Source organism: Microbacterium commune (assembly GCF_014836945.1).
GTDB lineage: Bacteria > Actinomycetota > Actinomycetes > Actinomycetales > Microbacteriaceae > Microbacterium > Microbacterium commune.
Map to the genome: position 1 here is coordinate 126,587 of NZ_JACSPX010000003.1, position 20,134 is coordinate 146,720.

Sequence of the window (20,134 nt, forward strand, 5' to 3'; positions counted from 1 at the left end):
GCGCGACTCACCGCCGCGCGGCGAGGAGCTCCCGCACGGCGGCTTCGAGCTCGGCGACGGCGCGGGCGGCGTCGGCCGTGCTCTCGCCGCGCGCGTCGATGTACACCTTCAGCTTCGGCTCGGTGCCGCTGGGGCGCACGATGACACGCGACCCGTCGTCGAGGCGGTAGCGCAGCACGTCTCCCGCGGGCACCCCCGCGTCACCGGTGGCCAGATCCTCTGCCGACGCGACCGCCCGCGCGCCGAACGCCGCGGGCGGCTGGGCGCGCAGAGACGCCATCGTCGAGCCGATCAGGCTCAGATCGTCGACGCGCACCGATACCTGGCCGCTCGCGAAGTGGCCGATCTCGGCACCGAGCTCGTCGAGCAGGCCGGCGAGCGTGGTCTCGCGCACCCGCGCCTCGGCGGCGAGGCCGAGCAGGGCGACCGCGGCGGAGATGCCGTCCTTGTCGCGCACGGTGTCGGGGTTCACCAGGTAGCCGAGAGCCTCTTCGAAGCCGAACACCATGCCGGGAGCACGCGAGATCCATTTGAAGCCGGTGAGCGTCTCGTGGAAGTCGAGTCCGTAGCGCTCGGCGACCGCACCGAGCCCGGGGGAGGAGACCAGCGAGCAGGCGAGGGATGCCCCTGCCGTGCCCTGCGCGGCGCGTGCCGCCCGCCAGCCGAGCAGCAGCCCGACCTCGTTGCCGGTCAGGCGGCGCCAGCCGCCCTCGGCTGCCGGATCCGGGATGGCGACGGCCAGACGATCGGCGTCGGGGTCGTTCGCGATGATGAACTCGGCATCCGCCTCACGCGCTCGAGCGAACGCGAGGTCCATCGCACCCGGCTCCTCGGGATTGGGGAACGAGACGGTGCGGAACGTCGGATCGGGGTCGCGCTGCGCGTCGACGATGCGCGGGGCCGGGTAGCCCGCGGCCTTCACGACGCGCGAGAAGGTCTCCCAGCCCACGCCGTGCAGGGCCGTGTACACCCAGCGCATCTCCTGCACGCCGAACGGTGCGGGAGCCACGGCTGCGGTCGCCGCGATGTAGGCGTCGACGACGTCGTCACCGGCGATCTCGTACGCGGCCGAGCGGGGCAGCAGGCTCACGTCGCCCGCATCGGCGACGCGCTGGATGTGCGCGGCGATCTGCGCGTCCGCCGGAGCGACGATCTGCGATCCGCCGTCCTCGCCGCCGAGGTAGACCTTGTAGCCGTTGTCGTTCGGCGGGTTGTGGCTGGCGGTGACCATGATTCCGGCATCCGCCTGCAGGTGGCGCACCGCGAACGCGAGCACCGGCGTCGGCAGCAGTCTCGGCAGCAGGATCGTGCGCAGCCCGGCACCGGCGAGGATCTCGGCCGAGTCGAGCGCGAAGCGGCGGGAGTTGCGTCGGCCGTCGTAGCCGATGACCACGGTGGGACGCGTCGTGCTGCGCTGCAGCAGGTACCCCGCGAAGCCTGCGGCCGCCTGGGTCACGAGCACGCGGTTCATGCGGTTGCTGCCCGCGCCCAGCTCACCGCGCAGACCCGCGGTGCCGAAGGCGAGCCGTCTGCCGAAGCGGTCCTCGAGATCGGCGAGAGCCGCCGCGTCACCGCCCGCGGCGCGGGTGATGATGCCGGCGAGCTCGTCGCGGGTCTCGGCATCCGGGTCCTGTCGCAGCCAGGCGCGCGCCTGGTCGAGCCGCTCGCTCACAGCGCCTCGATCACTCGGGCCAGCAGCGCCGAGATCACCGGCTCGGCCTCACGGCCGGCCTCGATGACCTCCTCGTGGCTGAGCGGGGTCTTCTGGATGCCGGCGGCGAGGTTCGTGATCAGCGAGAAGCCGAGGATCTCCATGCCCGCCTGCCGGGCGGCGATCGCCTCGAGAGCGGTCGACATGCCGACGATGTCACCGCCGATAGCCTTGGCCATCTGCACCTCCGCCGGGGTCTCGTAGTGCGGGCCGCGGAACTGGGTGTACACGCCCTCGTCGAGAGTGGGGTCGACGGTGCGGGCGATGTCGCGCAGCCGCGTCGAGTACAGGTCGGTGAGGTCGACGAAGGTCGCGCCCTCGAGCGGCGAGTCGGCGGTGAGGTTGATGTGGTCGCTGATCAGCACCGGCTGGCCGGGCTTCCACGTCTCGCGGATCCCCCCGGCGCCGTTGGTGAGCACCATGGTCTTCGCGCCCGTCGCGGCTGCGGTGCGCACCGAGTGCACGACCCGGCGCACGCCGTGGGCCTCGTAGTAGTGCGTGCGCGCACCGATCACCAGCACGTTTCGGCCGCCGGGGGTGCGGATGCTGCGCAGCGTGCCGACATGCCCGTCGAGCGCGGGCTTCGAGAAGCCGGTCACCTCGGTGGCGGGAACGGTGGCGACGGTCTCGCCGATCAGCTCGGCGGCCTTGCCCCAGCCGGAGCCGAGGGTCAGGGCGATGTCGTGGTGGTCGACCCCGGTCAGGCGAGCGATGTCGGCGGCCGCATCGGCGGCGACGGCGAACGGATCGGCCGTCGGGTCGTCCAGGGGGTTCAGGGAGTTCTCACGCATGCCTCCACTCTAGGAAGGTGGCGGGGCCGCTGCCAGGATTGCGGAAGAATGGAGTTCATGTCTCAGACTTCCTTCGCGAACAGGCAGAGCGTCGCCGTCCTCGGCGGCGGTCCCGGTGGGTACGAGGCGGCGCTCGCCGCAGCGCAGCTGGGAGCGGATGTGACGCTCGTCGAGCGCGTGGGCGTGGGCGGGTCGGCCGTGCTCACCGATGTGGTGCCGTCCAAGAGCCTCATCGCCACCGCCGATGCCGCCGTCGCCATCGCCGGGGCCACCGACCTCGGCGTGCAGTTCTACGCGCGCGGCGCGGACGACAGGCCGCTCAAGCCCGAGATCGCCATCAACCTCGCCGCCGTCAACAAGCGACTGCTCGCCCTCGCCGGCCAGCAGTCGGAGGACATGCGCTCCACCCTGCTCGAGGCCGGCGTGCGCATCATCTCCGGACACGGCCGCCTGGAAGGTCCCAACGCCATCGTGGTCTCCACGGGACTGCACGGCACGGACTTCGACCGTGTCGAGGCGGACACCATCGTCGTGTCGGTCGGCGCCTCGCCCCGCGAGCTGCCCTCGGCGAAGCCCGACGGCGAGCGCATCCTCACCTGGACCCAGCTGTACGACATGAAGGCGCTGCCCGAGCACCTGATCGTCGTGGGCTCGGGTGTGACCGGTGCGGAGTTCGCGTCGGCGTACATGAACCTCGGCGCGAAGGTCACGCTCATCTCGAGCCGCGACCAGGTGCTGCCCGGTGAGGACGAGGACGCCGCGAAGGTGCTCGAGAAGGTGTTCACCCGCGGCGGCATGAAGGTGCTCTCGAAGTCCCGCGCAGAGAGCGTGCAGCGCACCGATGACGGGGTGCGGGTCACCCTGTCCGACGGTCGCACCGTCGAGGGCAGCCACTGTCTGATGGCGGTCGGATCGATCCCGAACACGGCCGGCATCGGCCTCGAGGAGGCGGGCATCGGGCTCACCGAATCCGGTCACGTGCGGGTCAACCGGGTGGCGCGCACCTCGGTTCCCAACGTCTACGCCGTGGGCGACTGCACGAACTTCTTCCCGCTGGCATCCGTCGCATCCATGCAGGGGCGCACGGCCGTCTTCCACGCGCTGGGTGACATCGTGATCCCGCTCGAGGTGCGCAAGATCACCGCCAACATCTTCACCGCACCCGAGATCGCGACGGTCGGCTACTCCGAGCAGGACGTCGCGAACGGGCAGGCCGACGGCATCGCGCACAAGCTGCCGCTCGCCGCCAACCCGCGCGCGAAGATGCTGGGCATCAAGGACGGCTTCGTTAAGATCATCGCGCTGCGCGGCTCGGGGACGGTGGTCGGCGGTGTGATCGTCGCGCCACGGGCATCCGAGCTGATCTACCCGATCGCGATGGCGATCGAGCGTCGCCTCACCGTCGACCAGGTCGCGCGCGTGTTCGCCGCCTATCCGTCGCTGACCACCAGCATCACCGATGCGACCCGTGCCATGCATGCGGTCGGCGTCGTCTGACCCGACCACCGCAGACGCAGAAGGCGCGCCCCGGGATCGGGACGCGCCTTCTGTGCATCGGGTGCGGGTCAGCTGATCGTCAGCAGCTGATGCCCGGCCGAGACGGTCGTACCGGGGGTGGCGTCGATGGCGCCGACGACGCCGTCCTTGTGCGCCTGCAGCGGCTGCTCCATCTTCATCGCCTCGAGCACGACCACGAGGTCGCCCTTGACGACGTGCTGGCCCTCTTCGACGGCGAGCTTGACGACGGTCGCCTGCATGGGCGACTTGACGGCATCGCCCGACGCTCCGGCGTTCGCGGTGGCGGTGTGGCTGCGTCGCGACGGCGGAACCGCCGCCGGACGGCCGGCGGTTCCCGCGACGGGGGCGACGACGCGGTCGGGAAGGCTCACCTCGAGGCGCTTGCCGGCGACCTCGACGACGACGGTGTGACGGCCGGGCGCGGGGGCGGGCTCGTCGAGCTCGCCGTCCCACGCGGGGATGTCGTTGACGAACTCGGTCTCGATCCAGCGCGTGTACACGCCGAACTCGCCGTCGGCGGCGACGAACGTCGGGTCCCGGACGACCTTGCGGTGGAACGGGAGCACGGTCGGCATGCCGGCCACCTCGAATTCGTCGAGCGCCCGACGGGAGCGCTCGAGGGCCTCGGCGCGGTCGCGGCCGGTGACGATGATCTTCGCCAGCAGCGAGTCGAAGGCGCCCGAGACGGCGTCGCCTGCCGTGACGCCCGAGTCGAGACGGATGCCGGGACCGCCGAACGTCTTGAAGACGTTGATCGGGCCGGGCTGGGGGAGGAAGCCGCGACCCGGGTCCTCGCCGTTGATGCGGAACTCGATCGAGTGGCCCTGCGGTGCCGGGTCGTCGTAGTCGATGGTGCCGCCGGCGGCGATGCGGAACTGCTCGCGCACGAGATCGATTCCGGTGACCTCCTCGGACACCGGGTGCTCGACCTGCAGGCGGGTGTTCACCTCGAGGAACGAGACCGTGCCGTCAGCGCCGATGAGGAACTCGCAGGTGCCCGCGCCGAGGTAGCCGACCTCCTTGAGGATGGCCTTCGACGCGGAGTACAGCAGCTCGTTCTGCTCGTCGGTGAGGAAGGGCGCCGGCGCCTCCTCGACGAGCTTCTGGTGACGTCGCTGCAGCGAGCAGTCGCGGGTCGAGATGACGACGACGTTGCCCTCGGCATCCGCAAGGCACTGCGTCTCGACGTGGCGCGGCTTGTCGAGGTACTTCTCGACGAAGCACTCGCCACGGCCGAACGCGGCGACCGCCTCGCGCGTCGCCGACTCGAAGAGCTCGGCGACCTCGTCGAGCTCGCGCGCGACCTTGAGACCGCGCCCGCCGCCGCCGTATGCCGCCTTGATGGCGATCGGCAGGCCGTGCTCCTTCGCGAAGGCGATGACGTCGTCTGCGCCGTCGACCGGTCCGGGGGTGCCGGGGGCCAGCGGTGCGCCGACCTTCTCTGCGACGTGACGGGCGGTCACCTTGTCGCCGAGCGCCTCGATGGCTTCGGGCGATGGGCCGATCCACGTCATCCCCGCGCCGATGACGGCGCGCGCGAAGTCGGCGTTCTCGGCCAGGAACCCGTATCCCGGGTGCACGGCGTCGGCGCCGGCGCGACGCGCCACGGAGAGGATCTTGTCGATCTGCAGGTAGGTCGCTGCGCTCGTGACCCCGTCGAGGCTGTAGGCCTCGTCGGCGAGACGCGCGTGCAGGGCGTCGCGATCCTGGTCGGCGTACACGGCGACGGAGGAGATTCCGGAGTCCCGGGCGGCGCGGATGATGCGTACGGCGATCTCGCCGCGGTTCGCGATGAGCACCTTGGCGATATCAGGCATGGGCTTCAGCCTAGCGAGGTCGACGCCGATCCTTTTGACGACTCTCCACAAGAAATACGGCAATCCGTTAGGACTGCGACCACAAATCGGTCCAGACGACGTCGAGCTCCCGCGCCAGGCGGCGAAGTGTCGACAGCGACATGCCCACCACCGTCGACGGATCGCCCTCGACTCGCGTGATGAACGGCCCGCCGAGACTGTCGACCGTGAACGCGCCCGCCACGTGCAGCGGCTCGCCGCTGTCGATGTACGCCGCCAGTTCGGCATCCGTCACATCGTCGGCGAAGGTGACCGCAGCCTCGGCGACGGCCGTCGCCTCCACCGGCTCGCGGTCGGGTCCGACGCGGAAGACCGAGTGACCGGAGTGCAGGATGCCGGTGGCGCCGCGCATCTGCTGCCAGCGCTCGTATGCCGCCTCCGGCGTGTACGGCTTGCCGTGCACCTGCCCTCCGATGGCGAACATCGAGTCGCCGCCGATCACGATGCCGTCGAAGCGCGGATGCTCGGCGTGGATGCGCCCCGCGACATCGGCGGCCTTCGCCCTGGCGAGCAGAAGCACCAGCTCGTCCGGTGCGAGCGGGGCTCCGCGTTCCGCGCTCGCGGCGGCGGCGACGGCGTCCTCGTCGACCGTGGGCGCCACGATGAGCGGTTCGATGCCCGCCTGCCGCAGCAGCATCAGGCGGGCGGGGGAGGTGGATGCCAGGCACACGCGCATCCCTCCACGCTAGCCCGTGAGATCTCAGCGGTGTGTGGGATCCTGGAGGGATGACCTCTTCGGCCCGCACGCTCGACCTCGACATCACCGGTATCGCGCACGGCGGCACCTTCATCGCCCGGCACGAGGGGCGGGTCGTGTTCGTGCCCGACGCCATCCCCGGGGAGCGGGTGCGCGCCGAGGTGACCGAGGGGGAGGACGGCAAGCGGTTCTGGCGCGCCGAGACGCTCGAGGTGCTCGACGCATCGCCGCACCGCCGCGACCATGTCTGGGCCGAGGCCGACATCTCCCGCGCCCCCGCGGACCGAGTGGGCGGGGCCGATCTCGGACACATCGACCTCGCGCATCAGCGCGCGCTGAAGCGGCAGGTGCTGCAGGAGGCCCTCGACAAGTTCGCCGGCGCGGGGCTGGCCGCTCCCGTCGTGGAGCCGGTCGATCAGGCCGACGGCACCGGATGGCGCACCCGCGTCTCGCTGCACGTCGACGCCGACGGACGCGTCGGTCCGTACGCGGCCCGCAGCCATCGCGTGATCGACGTCGCCACACTGCCCCTCGCGCGCCCCGCCGTCGAGACCGCGGCCTTCGGCCTGCGCTCGCAGAAGCCGGGCCGGGTCGATCTGGTGGAAGCGGGCGACGGGCGCGTGCGGGTGCTGCCGCGGCCCGAGGGCGCTCGTCGCGGCCGCGCCGAGGTGGTGTTCGAGCAGGTGCGCGGGCGCCGCTTCCAGCTCGATGCGTCCGGATTCTGGCAGGTGCACCCGCGCGCCGCTGAGACGCTGCACGACGCCGTCGTCCAGGCGCTCGCCGGTCGGGTGGATCCGGATGCCACGCACTTCGACCTCTACGGAGGCGTCGGACTGTTCGCGGCGACACTCGCCGAGCAGGGCGCGCAGGACATCGTCACCGTCGAGTCGGACCGCCGCGCGACCGAGCACGCGGCCGCCAACCTGGCCGACGTCGACGTGCATGCGGTCACCGCGCGGGTCGACCGCTTCCTCACCGGCATCCCCGACGACACGCGTGCCGGCGCCGTCGTGCTCGATCCGCCGCGCGCCGGGGCGGGGCGCGGGGTCGTCGAGGCGATCAGCGCCCTCGCCCCCGAGGCCGTCGTCTACGTCGCCTGCGATCCGGTCGCGCTCGCGCGCGATCTCGGCACGTTCCGCGAGCTGGGCTGGGATGTCGCGTCGCTGCGCGCCTTCGACCTCTTCCCGCACTCGCACCACTTCGAGGCCGTCGCGCTGCTCGAGCGCTGACGTGCTCGAGCACGGCGCGCCGCCGTGCAATCGGTAGGCTGACGACATGAGTACCGTCGCCCTCATCGACGATCACGAGTCCGTGCGCCTCGGCCTGGAGGCCGCATGCCTGCGCGAGGGCGGCGAGCGCGTCGTCTTCTCCGGCGGAACCGTCAAGGAGTACCTGACCTGGCGGGCGACGTCCGCCGAGCCGCCCGTCGACGTGGTGGTGCTCGACCTCACTCTCGGTGACGGCACGACCGTGACCGAGAACGTCGCGAGGCTGGTCGCCGACGGCGCGAGCGTCGTGATCCACAGCGTCGCCGACCGGCCGGCCTCGGTGCGCGAAGCGCTCGCCGCGGGAGCCGCCGGGGTGGTCAGCAAGTCGTCGGCGCTGGGCGACGTGCTCGATGCCATCCGCACGGTCGCGCGCGGCGAGGCGCTGAACAACGTCGAATGGGCCAGCGCCGTCGACGGCGACCGCGAGTTCGCCGACGCGCAGCTGTCGACCAGGGAGCGCGAGGTGCTGCGGCTGTACGCCGCCGGGCTGCCGCTGAAGGCCGTCGCCGAGCGTCTCGGGGTCGCGTACTCGACCGCGAAGGAGAACATCACGCGCATCCGCGTGAAGTACGTCGAAGTGGGGCGCCCCGCGCCCACGAAGGTCGACCTGCTGCGTCGTGCCATGGAAGACGGCATCGTCGAATCGGACGGTGCGCCGAGTGGCGAGTGAGGTCCGGGCTGACATCGACGCGATCAGCGAGGCGTGGACCAGTCTCCCTTCGCCAGGCGAGGTGGGTGTCGGTCTCGAGCGCTTCACCGGGCAGCGGATGGAGCGGATACTCGCCACGGTGGGCGGTATCGGCTCGACGGCGCTGGGAGCGCAGGCTCTTCTGGGTGCCCTGAGCCGGATCGACCTGCTGGACGGACCGCACGTGGCCGTCATGGTCATGGTGTTCGGGCCGCTGCTGTGGATGATCGTCGCGTGCTTCTCCGGCCGGTGGATCAGCCAGGCGTGCGGCTCGTTCGCGGTGCTGTACGCCGTGGCTCTGGCGATCTGGCCGGTCGTGGTCGATCGAGGGCTCAACGAAGCCGAGAACCAGCCGTGGATCTTCTTCCTCGTGAACATCGGCGTGGTGGCGGCCCTGCTGGCCTTCTCGCCCCGCCTGCAGTTCGTCTGGGCGATCGGACTGCCCTTCGTATACGGATACGTTCGCCTCGTGCAGGGCGGCTTCGAGCAGAGCTACTGGATCACGACCGCCTTCGACGTGTCGTTCACGCTCATCCTGGGATCGGTGATCGTCTCGCTGGGGTGGATGTTCCGACAGGTCGCCGCCGGTGTCGACGACGCCCGAGCGCGGGCTGTCGAGACGTACGCGGAGGCGGCGGCGGCGTCGGCCGCCGAGGAGGAGCGCATGGCGATGTCGGCCCTGATGCACGACAGCGTGCTGGCGGCTCTGATCAGCGCGGAGCGCGCCGAGAGCGCACGTGAGCGCTCGCTGGCGGTCGCGATGGCGCGAGAGGCTCTCACCCGCCTGGCCAACACCGAGGCCGCCATCGCGCAGGAGGGCAGCGACGAGCCTGCGGCGCGATCGAGGATCGTCGCCGAGCTGAGACGTGCTCTGTCGGAGCAGGGCGCCGATGCCGTCGTCGAAGAGCGCGGTGTTCCCGTGGCGGTTCCGGGGCGGGTTGCCCGTGCCATGGTGCTCGCCGCGCGGCAGGCGATCAACAATGCGGTCCTGCACGCGAAGGGCCGCGGCCTGCACGTGATCGTGGAATCACCCGAAGAAGGGCAGCTGACCATCGCCGTCTCCGACACCGGACCCGGGTTCGACCTTGCCGCCATCGGTGAGGATCGCCTCGGGATCCGCGCATCCATCGTCGCCCGGATGGCAGCGGTGGCCGGAACCTCCAACATCGTGACGGATTCGACCGGCACCACCGTCGAGCTGGGGTGGCGCGAATCATGACGCGGACAGTCCGGAGCATGACGACCGCTCTCGCGCTCGGCTTCGCCGTCTACTTCGCGGCGCGCGGCATCGGGTGGGTCGACCAGCCGTCGAACCCGCTGCTGATGATCGCCGGGATCCTGCTGTTCCTCGCTGCGATGCTCGTCGCGGTGCTCGCCGGCGCGTCGCACAGTGTGCGCATGCCGCTCGGGGCGACTCTCCTCGCAACCGTCGCCGCCGCCGGTGTGCCATCCCTGGTGAGCCTGTCGCTGGAGGCATCGATGCGCGGTGCCCCGTTCGCGACCTGGTACATCGGCGCGACCGGCCTGCTCGGCGTGGTCTGCGTGGTGCGGCGGCGCTTCTTCTTCGGATGGCTGATCCTCGGGATCCTCGCGCTGTCCACCTGGGCGTACATGGGACTCGACCGGGCTCTGACCCTCGGCCTGGTCGGATCCATCACCTGGGTGGTGGTGGCCCAGGTGCTCGTGCTGTTCTGGAACAGGGCGATCCGCGACACCGAGCGCCTCACGGACGTTCAGCGCGGCGTCTCCGCCTGGCACGCCTCGCAGCTCGTGCGCCAGCGGGAGCGCAGGGTGCGCACGCAGCGGGCGCTGGTCATCGCCGGACCTGTGCTCTCGCGCACGGTCGCGACGAGGGGCGAGATCACCGAGCAGGAGCGCCTGGAAGCGCGTCTGGCCGAGGGAACGCTGCGCGACGAGCTGCGCGGCGCGAGCCTCATCAACGACGCCGTCAGGTCGATGATCAAGGATGCGCGGCGGCGCGGATCGGTCGTCTCCGTGTTCGACGAAGGCGGGCTGGAGGGCATCGACGAGGAGCGGGCCGGGCAGATCAGGGATGAGCTCGCGGCCGTACTGGCCAGCGCGCACTCCGATCGAGTCATCATCCGAGCCGGCCGGGACGACACGAACGCGGTGACCGTGGTCGGGCGCAGCGCCGACGGCGAGAGCGAGGACGCCGTCGACCTCTGGCACGAGATCCGCCGAGTCGCGGAATGAGAGAGGCGAGGGGCGGCAGGTCTGCCGGCCCCTCGCCAGATGCGGAACAGCTACCCGAAAACTGTCCGCGGGGTGGGCGGTACTGCGTCTGCCTACCCTGGGGACAGAGCAGCCGCCTAACGCGAAGCGTCCCTATCAGTTTCTCGGCCCGCAGATGGTCTGTCTGTAGGTATTTCGGGGGACAAACCGCCCGGCATCCGTCACAGCCGCAGCCCGGGAGACCACGGCCGGCCCGAGAGCGGGGTCAGCCCGAGAACCGCCCCCACGGGATGTCACGCCGCAGCGGGCTGCGGATGCCGCGCTGCGTGCGCTGCCACGCCGACACGCTCGGCACATCGGCGACCGCCTCGGCGGACTCGTGGGAGTACGCCTCGGCGACGACGGCGATGAGGGCGGCGAGCTCCTCCTCGGTCGGGTTGCCGCGGACGATCTCCATCCGGGGGGTCTGGTCGTCGTCGGTCACAGCGGGATGTTCCCGTGCTTCTTGGGCGGCAGGTCGGCCCGCTTGCCGCGCAGGGCGCGCAGCGACTTCGCGATCGCGACGCGTGTGCTGGACGGTTCGATGATGCCGTCGATCTCGCCGCGCTCGGCGGCCAGGAACGGGCTGGTCACGCTGTAGGTGTACTCGTTGGCGAGGCGCGTGCGCACGGCCGCGACGTCCTCGCCAGCCTCCTCGGCCTTGCGGATCTCGCCGCGGTAGAGGATGTTCACGGCGCCCTGGCCGCCCATCACCGCGATCTCTGCCGTCGGCCACGCGAGATTCACGTCGGCACCGAGCTGCTTGGATCCCATCACGATGTACGCGCCGCCGTACGCCTTGCGCAGGATCACGGTGACCATCGGCACGGTCGCCTCCGCGTACGCGTAGATGAGCTTCGCACCGCGGCGGATCACACCGGTCCACTCCTGGTCGGTGCCGGGCAGGTAGCCCGGCACGTCGACGAGGGTGACGATCGGGATCGAGAACGCGTCGCAGAAGCGCACGAAGCGGCTGGCCTTCTCGCCGGCCTCGATGTTCAGGGTGCCGGCCATCTGCGAGGGCTGATTGGCGATGATGCCCACCGAGCGACCCTCCACGCGGCCGAAGCCGATGACGATGTTCGGCGCGAACAGCGGCTGCACCTCGAGGAACTCGCCGGCGTCGACCACGTGCTGGATGACGGTGTGGATGTCGTAGGGCTGGTTGGGGGAGTCGGGGATGATCCTGTTCAGCACCTGATCGGCATCCGTCGTCTCCCACTCGAAGAGCGAGTCGTAGGCGGGGATCTCGGCCATGTTGTTGTCGGGCAGGTAGCTGAGCAGCGTGCGCGCGTAGTCGAGGGCGTCGTCCTCGTCCTCGGCGAGGTAGTGCGCGACGCCCGAGCGGGTGTTGTGCGTGAGCGCGCCGCCGAGCTCCTCCATGCCCACGTCCTCGCCGGTGACGGTCTTGATGACGTCGGGGCCGGTGACGAACATCTGGCTGGTCTTGTCGACCATGATGACGAAGTCGGTGAGAGCCGGGCCGTACACGGCGCCGCCGGCGGCCGGACCCATGATGATCGAGATCTGCGGGATGACGCCGGACGAGCGCGTGTTGTGCCGGAAGATCTCGCCGTACTTGCTGAGCGCGAGCACGCCCTCCTGGATGCGGGCTCCGCCCGAGTCGAGGATGCCGATGATCGGCATCCCGCCCTTCAGGGCGAACTCCATGATCTTGATGATCTTGTCGCCGGCGACCTCGCCGAGCGAACCGCCGAAGGTGGTGAAGTCCTGCGAGTACACCGCGACGGTGCGGCCGTGGATCGTCGCGACGCCGGTGACGACCGAGTCGCCGTACGGGCGGTTGCGGTCCATCCCGAACGACGTCGTGCGGTGGCGCACGTACTCGTCGAACTCGACGAAGCTGCCGGTGTCGACCAGGAGCTCGATGCGCTCGCGGGCGGTCATCTTGCCCTTGGCGTGCTGCTTCTGCTGGGCGATCTTCTCGGGCTCGAGGACCGCGTCGGTGAAGCGCGAGCGGAGGTCCGCGATCTTGGCGGCCGTGGTCGAGAGGTCTGGCGTGTCCGTCACGGATTCCACACTAGCGCCGGGGCCGGTTCGGCTGTTGGATGCTCGACACAACGGGAGCGGAGTTCCTTTGTCCTTCCCTGCGTATGCTCGTCAGCATGCCCATCCCCGTGATCATGGATGTCGACACCGGCATCGACGACGCCCTCGCCCTGCTCTTCGCCGCAGCCCATCCCGACATCGAGGTGCTCGGCGTCACCTGTGTCGCCGGCAACGCCGGGCTCGAGCAGGTGGTCGAGAACACGCTGCGGGTGCTGCATCTCGCCGACGCCTCTGATGTGCCGGTGGCAGGCGGCGCCCCGCGACCGCTGCTCGCGCCGGCGCGGGCGGCCTCGCACGTGCACGGGGCGGACGGACTGGGTGGCGTTGCCCTGCCCGCGAGTGGGCGGGATGCCGTCGGCGAGTCGGCCGTCGCGCTGATGCGTCGGCTGATCATGCAGCATCCCACGCCCGTCACACTCGTCGCGCTGGCACCGCAGACGAATCTCGCGCTGCTGCTTCGCACCCACCCGGAGGTGGCGGAGCGGATCGAGCGGATCGTGTTCATGGGCGGGTCGGCGAGCGTCGGCAACGCGACGGCACTGGCGGAGTTCAACGTCTGGCACGACCCCGAGGCTGCCGCGATCGTGCTGGATGCCGGGGTGCCGACCGTCATGTACGGTCTGGACGTGTTCAATCGGGTGGCGGTGCCGCAGGCGCTCGCCGACGAGCTCGCGTCGAGCTCGCATCGCGTCGGTCGCGTCGTCGGGCAGCTGCTCGGGCATCGGGTGGCGCTGAGCGAGGACGAGTCGTTGATGTACACCGGGCTGATCGGCGACGCGGGCGCGGTGTGCGCGCTGGTGGCGCCCGAGCTGGTGCGGTTCGAGGCGCTGCCGGTGCGCGTCGAGCTGAGCGGTTACAGCCGCGGGCAGACGATCGTGGATCGCCGCGCCTTCGCGGGTGAGGACCGGCTGCACGGTCTCGATGACGAGTGGTCGCGCTCGCAGGTGGCTCTGGGCATCGACGCGGATGCCGTGGCCGACCTCCTCGTGCGGACCGTACTGGCGCTGCCGGGGGAGTGAGCCTGCCGCGTCAGGTCGGGCCGGCTCAGGCGATGGTCCTCTCTTCGGACTGAACGCTCTCGTGCACGAGTGCCCCGAGCAGGCATAAAAGCCCATGTGCACATGCATGCGGTCGCCATGCGCCGCGCCAGGATGCTGGAGGGATGAAAGCCGCCCGATCGCAGGCATCCGAGAAGGTGGGGATGCGGGTACGGGAGCTGCGTGCGAAGCATACGATCAGCAGAGCGAAGCTGGCCGAGCGCGCAGACATGGATGTCTCTCACCTCGCTCGGATCGAGAGCGGAATCGGAAACCCGACGCTGTTCGTGCTGATCCAGCTGGCGACTGCGCTCGAGGTCGAGCCGGCGACCTTCGTCGACGGGCTCACCGCCGCCGACCTGCCCGAGAACGTCAAGCCGTACTCCGAGTCGGACTTCCGCAGGGAGCTGCGCCGCCGCGACGAGCGGTGACCGACGGCGTCACACGACGAATCGCCACAGGTACTCCAGCCCGTCCAGCTGCCGGAACCAGGCGATCGACACCACCGCTTCGTCGGGGTCGGAGGAGCACAGGCACAGCTCGACGGTCTCGCCAGGCAGCACCTGACCCCACAGGTCGACGACCTGCTGGTGGTCGACGTCGTCGCGGAAGACGCGTACGAAGTCGACCGGCTCGCGGCCGGCGTTGAGCACGACCGGGTGCGCACGGTCGCGACGGGTGATCACCCACGGCACGCCGTACGCGATGGGTGGTGTGGGCTCAGCGGGATCGATGGGGTGCAGCATCCCGCCACGGTAGGAATGAGCTCAGACGCCCCGACGTCGCGGCAGACGACGATTCCCGATCTGTGGAGAGTCTCGTCTCACTCGCCGTCTGTGGCGGAGATGTCGGAGGGCGGCTCGACCCCTCGCGGAGTGCGACGGAGCTTCGATCCGATGAACCGTGCGCCGTTCAGCATCCGGATCTCGATCTTCTCGCCCGCCGGCGACGGCTCGAGTTCCGCCGGGAGCGTCGCGGGAGCGGCGCCGAAAGCGCGTCGCGAGGTCGTCAGCACCCGCCGCCCGAGAAGGTGATTCCCGGCGCCGCCCACCACCGCACCGACGCCGAACGGCAGCGCCTTGCCGATGATGGACGCCCCGCCGCGCTTGGCGAACTGGCGGATGAACGCGGACTTCAATCGGTCGACGATCGGTCCCATCGCCGCGCGCGGCAGCGACTTCGTCACCATCTCACCCCAGTACGACGAACGGGTTCCGCCGGTGCCGGTCGCCTGCCGCGCGAGCTGGGAGACCAGATCGACGCCCTCCTTGCCGAGCATCAGCATCATGACCAGCGCGCGCGCACGTTCGGGATTGTCGACCGCGATGCCATGCACCTCGGCGATCGATTGCGCGAACAGCGCTGTCGACTCCATGAAGCCGATGGTCTCGACGCCGGACAGCGCCAGCGTGACGCCCGTGCCGATGCCCGGCACGACCGCGGTCGCGCCGACCGCCGCCCCGCCGGCCGTGACAGCGGCGAGGTAGCGAGCCTCGAGCGCGCGCACGATCTGCTCGGGGGTCGCGTCGGGATGGCGCCGGCGGATGCTGCGGATGTGCGCCACGACCAGCGGACGCTGCACGGCCATCACCCGATCCAGGCTGCGCACGCTGAGCGGGTGCTCGTGCGACCCGACGGGTGGCACGGGCTTGTCCCAGGGGGAGTCCTCGGGGAGCGAGTGGATCTTGTGGACCTTCTCACGCATGCGGCGATCCTATGCGCCACGCCCGTAAGAATGCCTGAAGCCCCGCTCCCCTTGACAGGGGCGGGGCTTCACGCATGCATGTGGGTCACACGAAGAGGTTCGCGCGCTCCAGGTCCTCAGCGAAGTCGACCTCGACCGCGTACAGATCCGAGACGTCCATCGGCTCGAGAAGCAGGCCGTCCTCGGCGATGGCGAGCTCGAGACCGCGCTCGAAGTAGTCCTGGTCCTCGACGCGCTGCAGCTGACGCATGAACGCCTTCTTGTCGCGCGACGAGATGTAGTTGATGCCGACCGCCTCGCCGAGGCCGCCCTTGACCGTCTTCGAGAGCTCGTTGATGTAGCCCTCAGCGGTGACGGTGTACTTCACCTCTTCGTCGCTCACCTTCGAGGTGTTGACGGTGACGAACGACTGGTCGCGCTCGATGAACTCGATGGCACGGCCGAGGATGCGCGGATCGAACACGACGTCGCCGTTCATCCAGAGCACGCCGCTCTTGCCGGTGGCGTTCAGCGCGCGCAGCAGGCTCTTGGACGTGTTGGTCACGTCGTAGCGCTCGTTGTGCACGTAGTTCGCGGTGGGGAAGGCCTCGATGATCGTCTCGGCGCGGTAGCCGACGACGGTCGTGATGCGGGCGCTCTTGCCGAAGGCCGCGCGGATGTTGTCGTGCTGCTGGCCCATGATCGTGCGGCCGTCGCTCAGCTCGGTGAGCGGCTTCGGCAGGGCGCGGCCGAGGCGCGAGCCCATTCCGGCTGCGAGGATGACGGTCTGAAGAGTCACGGAATCTCCTAAGAAAGAACGGTGTTCACTGTCGGTTCACCGACGGGACACCTCTTCGTGCCTCCGCAATGCTACCGATAGCCGCTGAGAGACGCCGGGGGAAGGCTGTCCCGTTGTCCTTTCGTGATCGATTGCACACGTTTCTCCCAGAGTCCCACAAGGGGGTTGCGTTCGCGATGTCTCCCGGTTTCGGCCGCCGGGGGCCTGTCAGGGGCGGTTGGTACCGTAGACGCGTGACTGCTCCGCTTGATCCCGAAGATGCCCGCATCGACGACACGACGAGGTCGAGCGACGCTGCGGCCGAGCCGTCGGCCGAGCCGAAGAAGCCCGCGCGCGCGCCCCGCAAGGCCGCCAGCAGCCCGGGTGCCGCCGCCGCCAAGACGGCCGCCGTCAAGAAGGCGGCAGCGACGTCGGCGGCCTCGAAGTCCGCCGCGGCGAAGAAGGCGGCAGAGGCGGATGCCGGCCGTGCGGCGGCTGTGAAGAAGGCGTCCACCACGGGAGCGGCCGCGAAGACGGCGAGTCGTACGACCGCCGCTCGGACGACGGCGACCAAGACCGCGGCGGCGAAGCGGGCCGAGACAGCGAAGAAGGCCCAGACCGCTGCCGCTGCCGCCGCGAAGAAGTCGGCGCCCGCCGATCCCGTGGGCGCGGAACAGGAGGGGGCGCTCGAGGAGAGCGCTGCCGCTCCGGCGAAGACCACCGCGGCGAAGGCGACGGCGGCGAAGACCACCGCGGCGAAGACGACGGCTGCGAAGACCCCGGCGACGAAGACCACGGCTGCGAAGGCGAAGTCGGCCGCTGCGAAGTCGACCGCAGCCAAGGCGACCGCTGCGAAGACCACGAGCGCGGCGAAGACGTCTGCCACGACGCCGTCCACCGCGGCATCCCCGACGAAGGCGTCCACATCGACGTCGTCCTCCGGCGCGGCGCCTGCATCGACAGCGAAGCCCCCGGTGACGAAGGCACGCGCGAAGACGGCATCCGCTTCGACACCGGGGACCGACGGCGCGGTCGCCGATTCCGCCCCGTCGGTGCCCGAGATCACGTCCGATGCGGTCATCGCTCTCGACGCCGAGCCCGTGCGTCGGCTGGTCGCCGCATCGAACAGCGGGGTCGCCGCATCGAACAGCGCAGAGCTGGCGGAGGCCCGCCCACCGCGCCGCGGAGAGGCAGGTTCTGCCGTCGTCGTCGAGCCGGGAGACCAGGCACCGACCACCCCGGCACGCGATGCTTCGGCAGCAGATTCCGCCGCGACCGAATCTGCAACACCAGACGAGGCGATCTCGAGCGCCGTCGCGGACCCGGCCGTCGCCGATTCGGCCATCGCGGACCCGGCCGTCGCGGACCCGGCCGTCGCCGATTCGGCCGTGGCTGACCCAGCCGTGGCTGACCCGGCCGTCACCGACCCGGCCGTGGCTGATCTGGTCGTCACCGACCCGGACGGAGACGCGCCGTCGGGCGAGGCCATCCGCATCCGAGGTCTGGTGAAGCGCTTCGGCGACTCCGTCGCGGTCGACGATGTCGACCTGACCGTTCCGGCCGGATCGTTCTACGGCCTCGTCGGCCCGAACGGCGCAGGCAAGACCACCACGCTGTCGATCATCGCCGGCCTGCTGCGACCCGACGCGGGCACCGTGCACATCAGCGGAATCGATCAGCGTGAGAAGCCCCTCGAGGCCAAGCGGGTCATGGGCGTGCTGCCCGACCGGCTGCGCACCTTCGACCGGCTCACCGGACGCCAGCTGCTGTACTACTACGGACAGCTGCGCGGGCTCGACCGCGCCGTCATCGAGAAGCGCACCGCCGACCTCGCCCGCGCGTTCGATCTCAGCGAGGCGCTGAGCCGCGTCGTATCGGACTACTCGGCCGGAATGACCAAGAAGGTGATGCTGGCCGGAGCCCTGATCCACTCGCCGCGCGTCCTCGTGCTCGACGAGCCCTTCGAGGCCGTCGATCCGGTCTCGTCGGGTGTGATCCTCGACATCCTGCGGTCGTACGTCGCACACGGCGGAACGGTCATCCTCTCCAGCCACGGAATGGATCTCGTCGAGCGGGTATGCTCGCGCGTGGCCGTGATCGTGGGCGGAGAGGTGCTCGCCGAGGGGACGATCGACGAGGTCCGCGCGGGTCAGACGCTGACCCAGCGATTCATCGAGCTCTCGGGCACCGGCGGCGAAGTGGAGGGACTCGAGTGGTTGCACACGTTCTCCGCCTGAGGGTCGCGCTGCTCGTCGGTGCGCTGCGCGGGGAGCGTGCGGTTCGCGCCGCGGTCGCGCTCGCGGGATCCATCGCCGCGACCGTCGTCGTCTGCATCGCCGTCCTCGGTCTCGGCGACGCACCACTCGCGACCGCTCGCACCGTCATCGCGCTCGGCGCGGCGGCGCTGATGCTGGCTTTCTTCGTCGGCCCCATGCTCACCGGCACGCCGGATCAGCTCGATCCACGACGTTTCTGGCCGTTCGGCCTGGATGAGCGGCGACTGGGCTGGATGCTTGCGCTGGCCTCGCTGATCAGCGTACCCAGCCTCGCCCTGATCGCCGTGACCGCGTGCGTCGTGATCGTCGTCGTCAACGCCGGAGTCGCCTGGGCGGCGGCTGTGCTGTTCGGCGCCATCGGCGTGCTGTCGATCGCGCTCGCCGCCCGCGTAGGGATGGCCATCAGCGCGATCCTGCTGCCCGAGCGCCGCTCGCGCGAGCTGACCATCCTGTTCGCGTTGCCGGTGATCGTCATCGCGTTCCCCGTCGCGGCGTACTTCGCGTCGCTGCGCTGGGACGGCCAGGTGCCCCCGGCCGTGCAGACGGCGACGGCCATCGTCGGCTTCTCGCCGCTCGCAGCCCCGCAGGCGTTCCTCTTCCATCTCGCCGCGGGCGAGACGGGCGCGGCGTGGGCGAGCGGTCTGATCGCGGTCGCGACGATCGGCGGGATGCTGCTGCTGTGGCATCTGCTGGTCAGGCGGCTTCTCACCGCATCCGAGCGCCCCTATGCGACGCGCGAGCGGTCGGGACTGGGATGGTTCGGATTGCTGCCGGCCAACGCGTTCGGCGCCATCGCCGCGCGCAGCCTCGTGTACTGGCTGCGGGACCGGCGATACATCGTGAACCTGCTCGTCGTGCCGATCGCCGGCGTGCTGACGGTGTTCCCTCTGCTCGTGGCCGGAGTGCCGCTGTGGCTCGCCGCCCTCGTTCCGGTTCCGCTCATGGCGCTGTTTTTCGGGTGGCTGCCGCACAACGACGCCGCCTACGATTCCACGGCACTGTGGATGCACATCGCCAGCGGCGTGCGCGGACTGCCCGATCGGCTCGGCCGACTCGTGCCCGTGCTGCTCGTCGCTCTCCCCGTGCTCGCGATCGGCATCTCCGTCACCCTCGCGGTCATCTCGGACTGGCATCTCCTGCTGCCTCTGATCGGCGTGACGGCGGCGCTTCTGCTCACCGCGCTGGGCATGTCGAGCATCGCATCGGTCGTCGCGCCGTACGCCGTCTCGCGGCCGGGGGACAGTCCGTTCCAGCAGCCGCAGCGCTCGTCTGCACACGGCTCGTACGGCGCCGCGCTGACCTTCGTGGGCGCCCTGCTCGCGAGCACGCCCACGATCTGGCTGTTCGGCCTGACGATCGTGGAGGGCGACCAGCACGCGCCGACGACATTCTGGGTCGGGGTGATCAGCGGAGTCGTCGTGCTCTTCGGCGGTGCCGCGGTGGGCGCCGTGATCTTCGAGCGCAGCGGGGAGAGGCTGATGGAGTTCGTCGAGAGGACCTGACCTCGGCGTCCCAGACGCGGATAGAA

18 protein-coding genes are annotated in these 20,134 nt (G+C 70.3%); 9 read left to right on the top strand and 9 right to left on the bottom strand.

Going from position 1 to position 20,134, the window contains the following annotated elements; genetic code table 11:
* Positions 1-7: 7 nt before the first annotated feature.
* Together H9633_RS10760 and H9633_RS10765 are read right to left on the bottom strand one after the other, a co-directional pair.
* On the bottom strand, positions 8-1,672 hold the full coding sequence (locus H9633_RS10760) for a phospho-sugar mutase (protein ID WP_191713173.1): 1,665 nt from the start codon (positions 1,670-1,672) through the stop codon (positions 8-10).
* Positions 1,669-2,502 carry a purine-nucleoside phosphorylase gene (locus H9633_RS10765; RefSeq protein ID WP_191713174.1) on the bottom strand — a complete coding sequence of 278 codons (834 nt, stop codon included), beginning with the start codon at positions 2,500-2,502 and terminating at the stop codon, positions 1,669-1,671. Before H9633_RS10765 ends, H9633_RS10760 begins: the two co-directional genes overlap by 4 nt.
* A 48-nt stretch (positions 2,503-2,550) precedes the next feature.
* On the opposite strand from H9633_RS10765, the gene H9633_RS10770 reads away from it, so the two are divergent.
* On the top strand, positions 2,551-3,999 hold the full coding sequence (locus H9633_RS10770) for an NAD(P)H-quinone dehydrogenase (RefSeq protein WP_191713175.1): 1,449 nt from the start codon (positions 2,551-2,553) through the stop codon (positions 3,997-3,999).
* A 68-nt stretch (positions 4,000-4,067) separates the two neighbouring features.
* On the opposite strand, the gene H9633_RS10775 is transcribed toward H9633_RS10770, so the two are convergent.
* Positions 4,068-5,837, bottom strand: a complete 1,770-nt coding sequence (locus tag H9633_RS10775; protein ID WP_191713176.1) for an acetyl/propionyl/methylcrotonyl-CoA carboxylase subunit alpha — start codon at positions 5,835-5,837, stop codon at positions 4,068-4,070.
* Positions 5,838-5,904: 67 nt separating this feature from the next.
* Positions 5,905-6,552: a Maf family protein gene (locus tag H9633_RS10780; RefSeq protein ID WP_191713177.1), complete on the bottom strand. Its 648-nt coding sequence runs from the start codon at positions 6,550-6,552 to the stop codon at positions 5,905-5,907.
* Positions 6,553-6,602: 50 nt separating this feature from the next.
* Between H9633_RS10780 and H9633_RS10785 the strand changes: the two genes are divergently transcribed.
* Genes H9633_RS10785 through H9633_RS10800 form a run of 4 tightly spaced genes read left to right on the top strand, consistent with a single transcriptional unit; the run spans position 6,603 to position 10,743 of the window.
* Positions 6,603-7,802 (top strand): class I SAM-dependent RNA methyltransferase, encoded by a 1,200-nt coding sequence (locus tag H9633_RS10785; protein WP_191713178.1) that lies wholly within the window; start codon positions 6,603-6,605, stop codon positions 7,800-7,802.
* A 46-nt stretch (positions 7,803-7,848) separates the two neighbouring features.
* On the top strand, positions 7,849-8,511 hold the full coding sequence (locus tag H9633_RS10790; RefSeq protein ID WP_191713179.1) for a response regulator transcription factor: 663 nt from the start codon (positions 7,849-7,851) through the stop codon (positions 8,509-8,511).
* On the top strand, positions 8,501-9,748 hold the full coding sequence (locus H9633_RS10795; protein ID WP_191713180.1) for a sensor histidine kinase: 1,248 nt from the start codon (positions 8,501-8,503) through the stop codon (positions 9,746-9,748). The genes H9633_RS10790 and H9633_RS10795 overlap by 11 nt, the downstream gene beginning before the upstream one ends.
* A gap of 17 nt (positions 9,749-9,765) precedes the next feature.
* Positions 9,766-10,743, top strand: coding sequence for a hypothetical protein (locus H9633_RS10800; RefSeq protein WP_225211410.1), 978 nt, complete (start codon positions 9,766-9,768; stop codon positions 10,741-10,743).
* A 244-nt stretch (positions 10,744-10,987) separates the two neighbouring features.
* Here H9633_RS10800 and H9633_RS10805 read toward each other — a convergent pair whose 3' ends face one another.
* Positions 10,988-11,206 (bottom strand): acyl-CoA carboxylase subunit epsilon, encoded by a 219-nt coding sequence (locus H9633_RS10805; RefSeq protein WP_371260969.1) that lies wholly within the window; start codon positions 11,204-11,206, stop codon positions 10,988-10,990.
* On the bottom strand, positions 11,203-12,801 hold the full coding sequence (locus H9633_RS10810; protein WP_071640700.1) for an acyl-CoA carboxylase subunit beta: 1,599 nt from the start codon (positions 12,799-12,801) through the stop codon (positions 11,203-11,205). The genes H9633_RS10805 and H9633_RS10810 overlap by 4 nt, the downstream gene beginning before the upstream one ends.
* A gap of 86 nt (positions 12,802-12,887) precedes the next feature.
* Here H9633_RS10810 and H9633_RS10815 point away from each other — a divergent pair, with 86 nt between their 5' ends.
* Entirely contained in the window at positions 12,888-13,850 is a 963-nt protein-coding gene (locus H9633_RS10815) for a nucleoside hydrolase (RefSeq protein ID WP_225211412.1), read from the top strand.
* 143 nt (positions 13,851-13,993) lie between these two features.
* The gene (locus tag H9633_RS10820) at positions 13,994-14,299 is read left to right on the top strand and encodes a helix-turn-helix domain-containing protein (RefSeq protein ID WP_191713182.1); all 306 of its coding nucleotides are present in this window, start codon (positions 13,994-13,996) and stop codon (positions 14,297-14,299) included.
* Positions 14,300-14,308: 9 nt separating this feature from the next.
* On the opposite strand, the gene H9633_RS10825 is transcribed toward H9633_RS10820, so the two are convergent.
* The 3 genes from H9633_RS10825 to H9633_RS10835 form a co-directional block, all read right to left on the bottom strand.
* Entirely contained in the window at positions 14,309-14,614 is a 306-nt protein-coding gene (locus H9633_RS10825) for a hypothetical protein (RefSeq protein WP_071640704.1), read from the bottom strand.
* Between the two features lie 77 nt (positions 14,615-14,691).
* Positions 14,692-15,573, bottom strand: coding sequence for a hypothetical protein (locus H9633_RS10830; RefSeq protein WP_071640706.1), 882 nt, complete (start codon positions 15,571-15,573; stop codon positions 14,692-14,694).
* A gap of 85 nt (positions 15,574-15,658) precedes the next feature.
* On the bottom strand, positions 15,659-16,351 hold the full coding sequence (locus H9633_RS10835; RefSeq protein WP_071640708.1) for a phosphocholine cytidylyltransferase family protein: 693 nt from the start codon (positions 16,349-16,351) through the stop codon (positions 15,659-15,661).
* Positions 16,352-16,584: 233 nt separating this feature from the next.
* Here H9633_RS10835 and H9633_RS13055 point away from each other — a divergent pair, with 233 nt between their 5' ends.
* Together H9633_RS13055 and H9633_RS10845 are read left to right on the top strand one after the other, a co-directional pair.
* Positions 16,585-18,567: an ATP-binding cassette domain-containing protein gene (locus H9633_RS13055; protein WP_318247265.1), complete on the top strand. Its 1,983-nt coding sequence runs from the start codon at positions 16,585-16,587 to the stop codon at positions 18,565-18,567.
* Positions 18,543-20,108 carry a hypothetical protein gene (locus tag H9633_RS10845; RefSeq protein WP_191713183.1) on the top strand — a complete coding sequence of 522 codons (1,566 nt, stop codon included), beginning with the start codon at positions 18,543-18,545 and terminating at the stop codon, positions 20,106-20,108. The genes H9633_RS13055 and H9633_RS10845 overlap by 25 nt, the downstream gene beginning before the upstream one ends.
* The last annotated feature ends 26 nt before the right edge of the window (positions 20,109-20,134 follow it).

Bases quoted from the DNA above. Each gene is read 5' to 3' on its own strand.
- H9633_RS10765 (WP_191713174.1), bottom strand. From the start codon at position 2,502: ATGCGTGAGAACTCCCTGAACCCCCTGGACGACCCGACGGCCGATCCG.
- H9633_RS10770 (WP_191713175.1), top strand. From the start codon at position 2,551: ATGGAGTTCATGTCTCAGACTTCCTTCGCGAACAGGCAGAGCGTCGCC.
- H9633_RS10775 (WP_191713176.1), bottom strand. From the start codon at position 5,837: ATGCCTGATATCGCCAAGGTGCTCATCGCGAACCGCGGCGAGATCGCC.
- H9633_RS10780 (WP_191713177.1), bottom strand. From the start codon at position 6,552: ATGCGCGTGTGCCTGGCATCCACCTCCCCCGCCCGCCTGATGCTGCTG.
- H9633_RS10785 (WP_191713178.1), top strand. From the start codon at position 6,603: ATGACCTCTTCGGCCCGCACGCTCGACCTCGACATCACCGGTATCGCG.
- H9633_RS10790 (WP_191713179.1), top strand. From the start codon at position 7,849: ATGAGTACCGTCGCCCTCATCGACGATCACGAGTCCGTGCGCCTCGGC.
- H9633_RS10800 (WP_225211410.1), top strand. From the start codon at position 9,766: ATGACGACCGCTCTCGCGCTCGGCTTCGCCGTCTACTTCGCGGCGCGC.
- H9633_RS10815 (WP_225211412.1), top strand. From the start codon at position 12,888: ATGCCCATCCCCGTGATCATGGATGTCGACACCGGCATCGACGACGCC.
- H9633_RS10820 (WP_191713182.1), top strand. From the start codon at position 13,994: ATGAAAGCCGCCCGATCGCAGGCATCCGAGAAGGTGGGGATGCGGGTA.
- H9633_RS10825 (WP_071640704.1), bottom strand. From the start codon at position 14,614: ATGCTGCACCCCATCGATCCCGCTGAGCCCACACCACCCATCGCGTAC.
- H9633_RS10830 (WP_071640706.1), bottom strand. From the start codon at position 15,573: ATGCGTGAGAAGGTCCACAAGATCCACTCGCTCCCCGAGGACTCCCCC.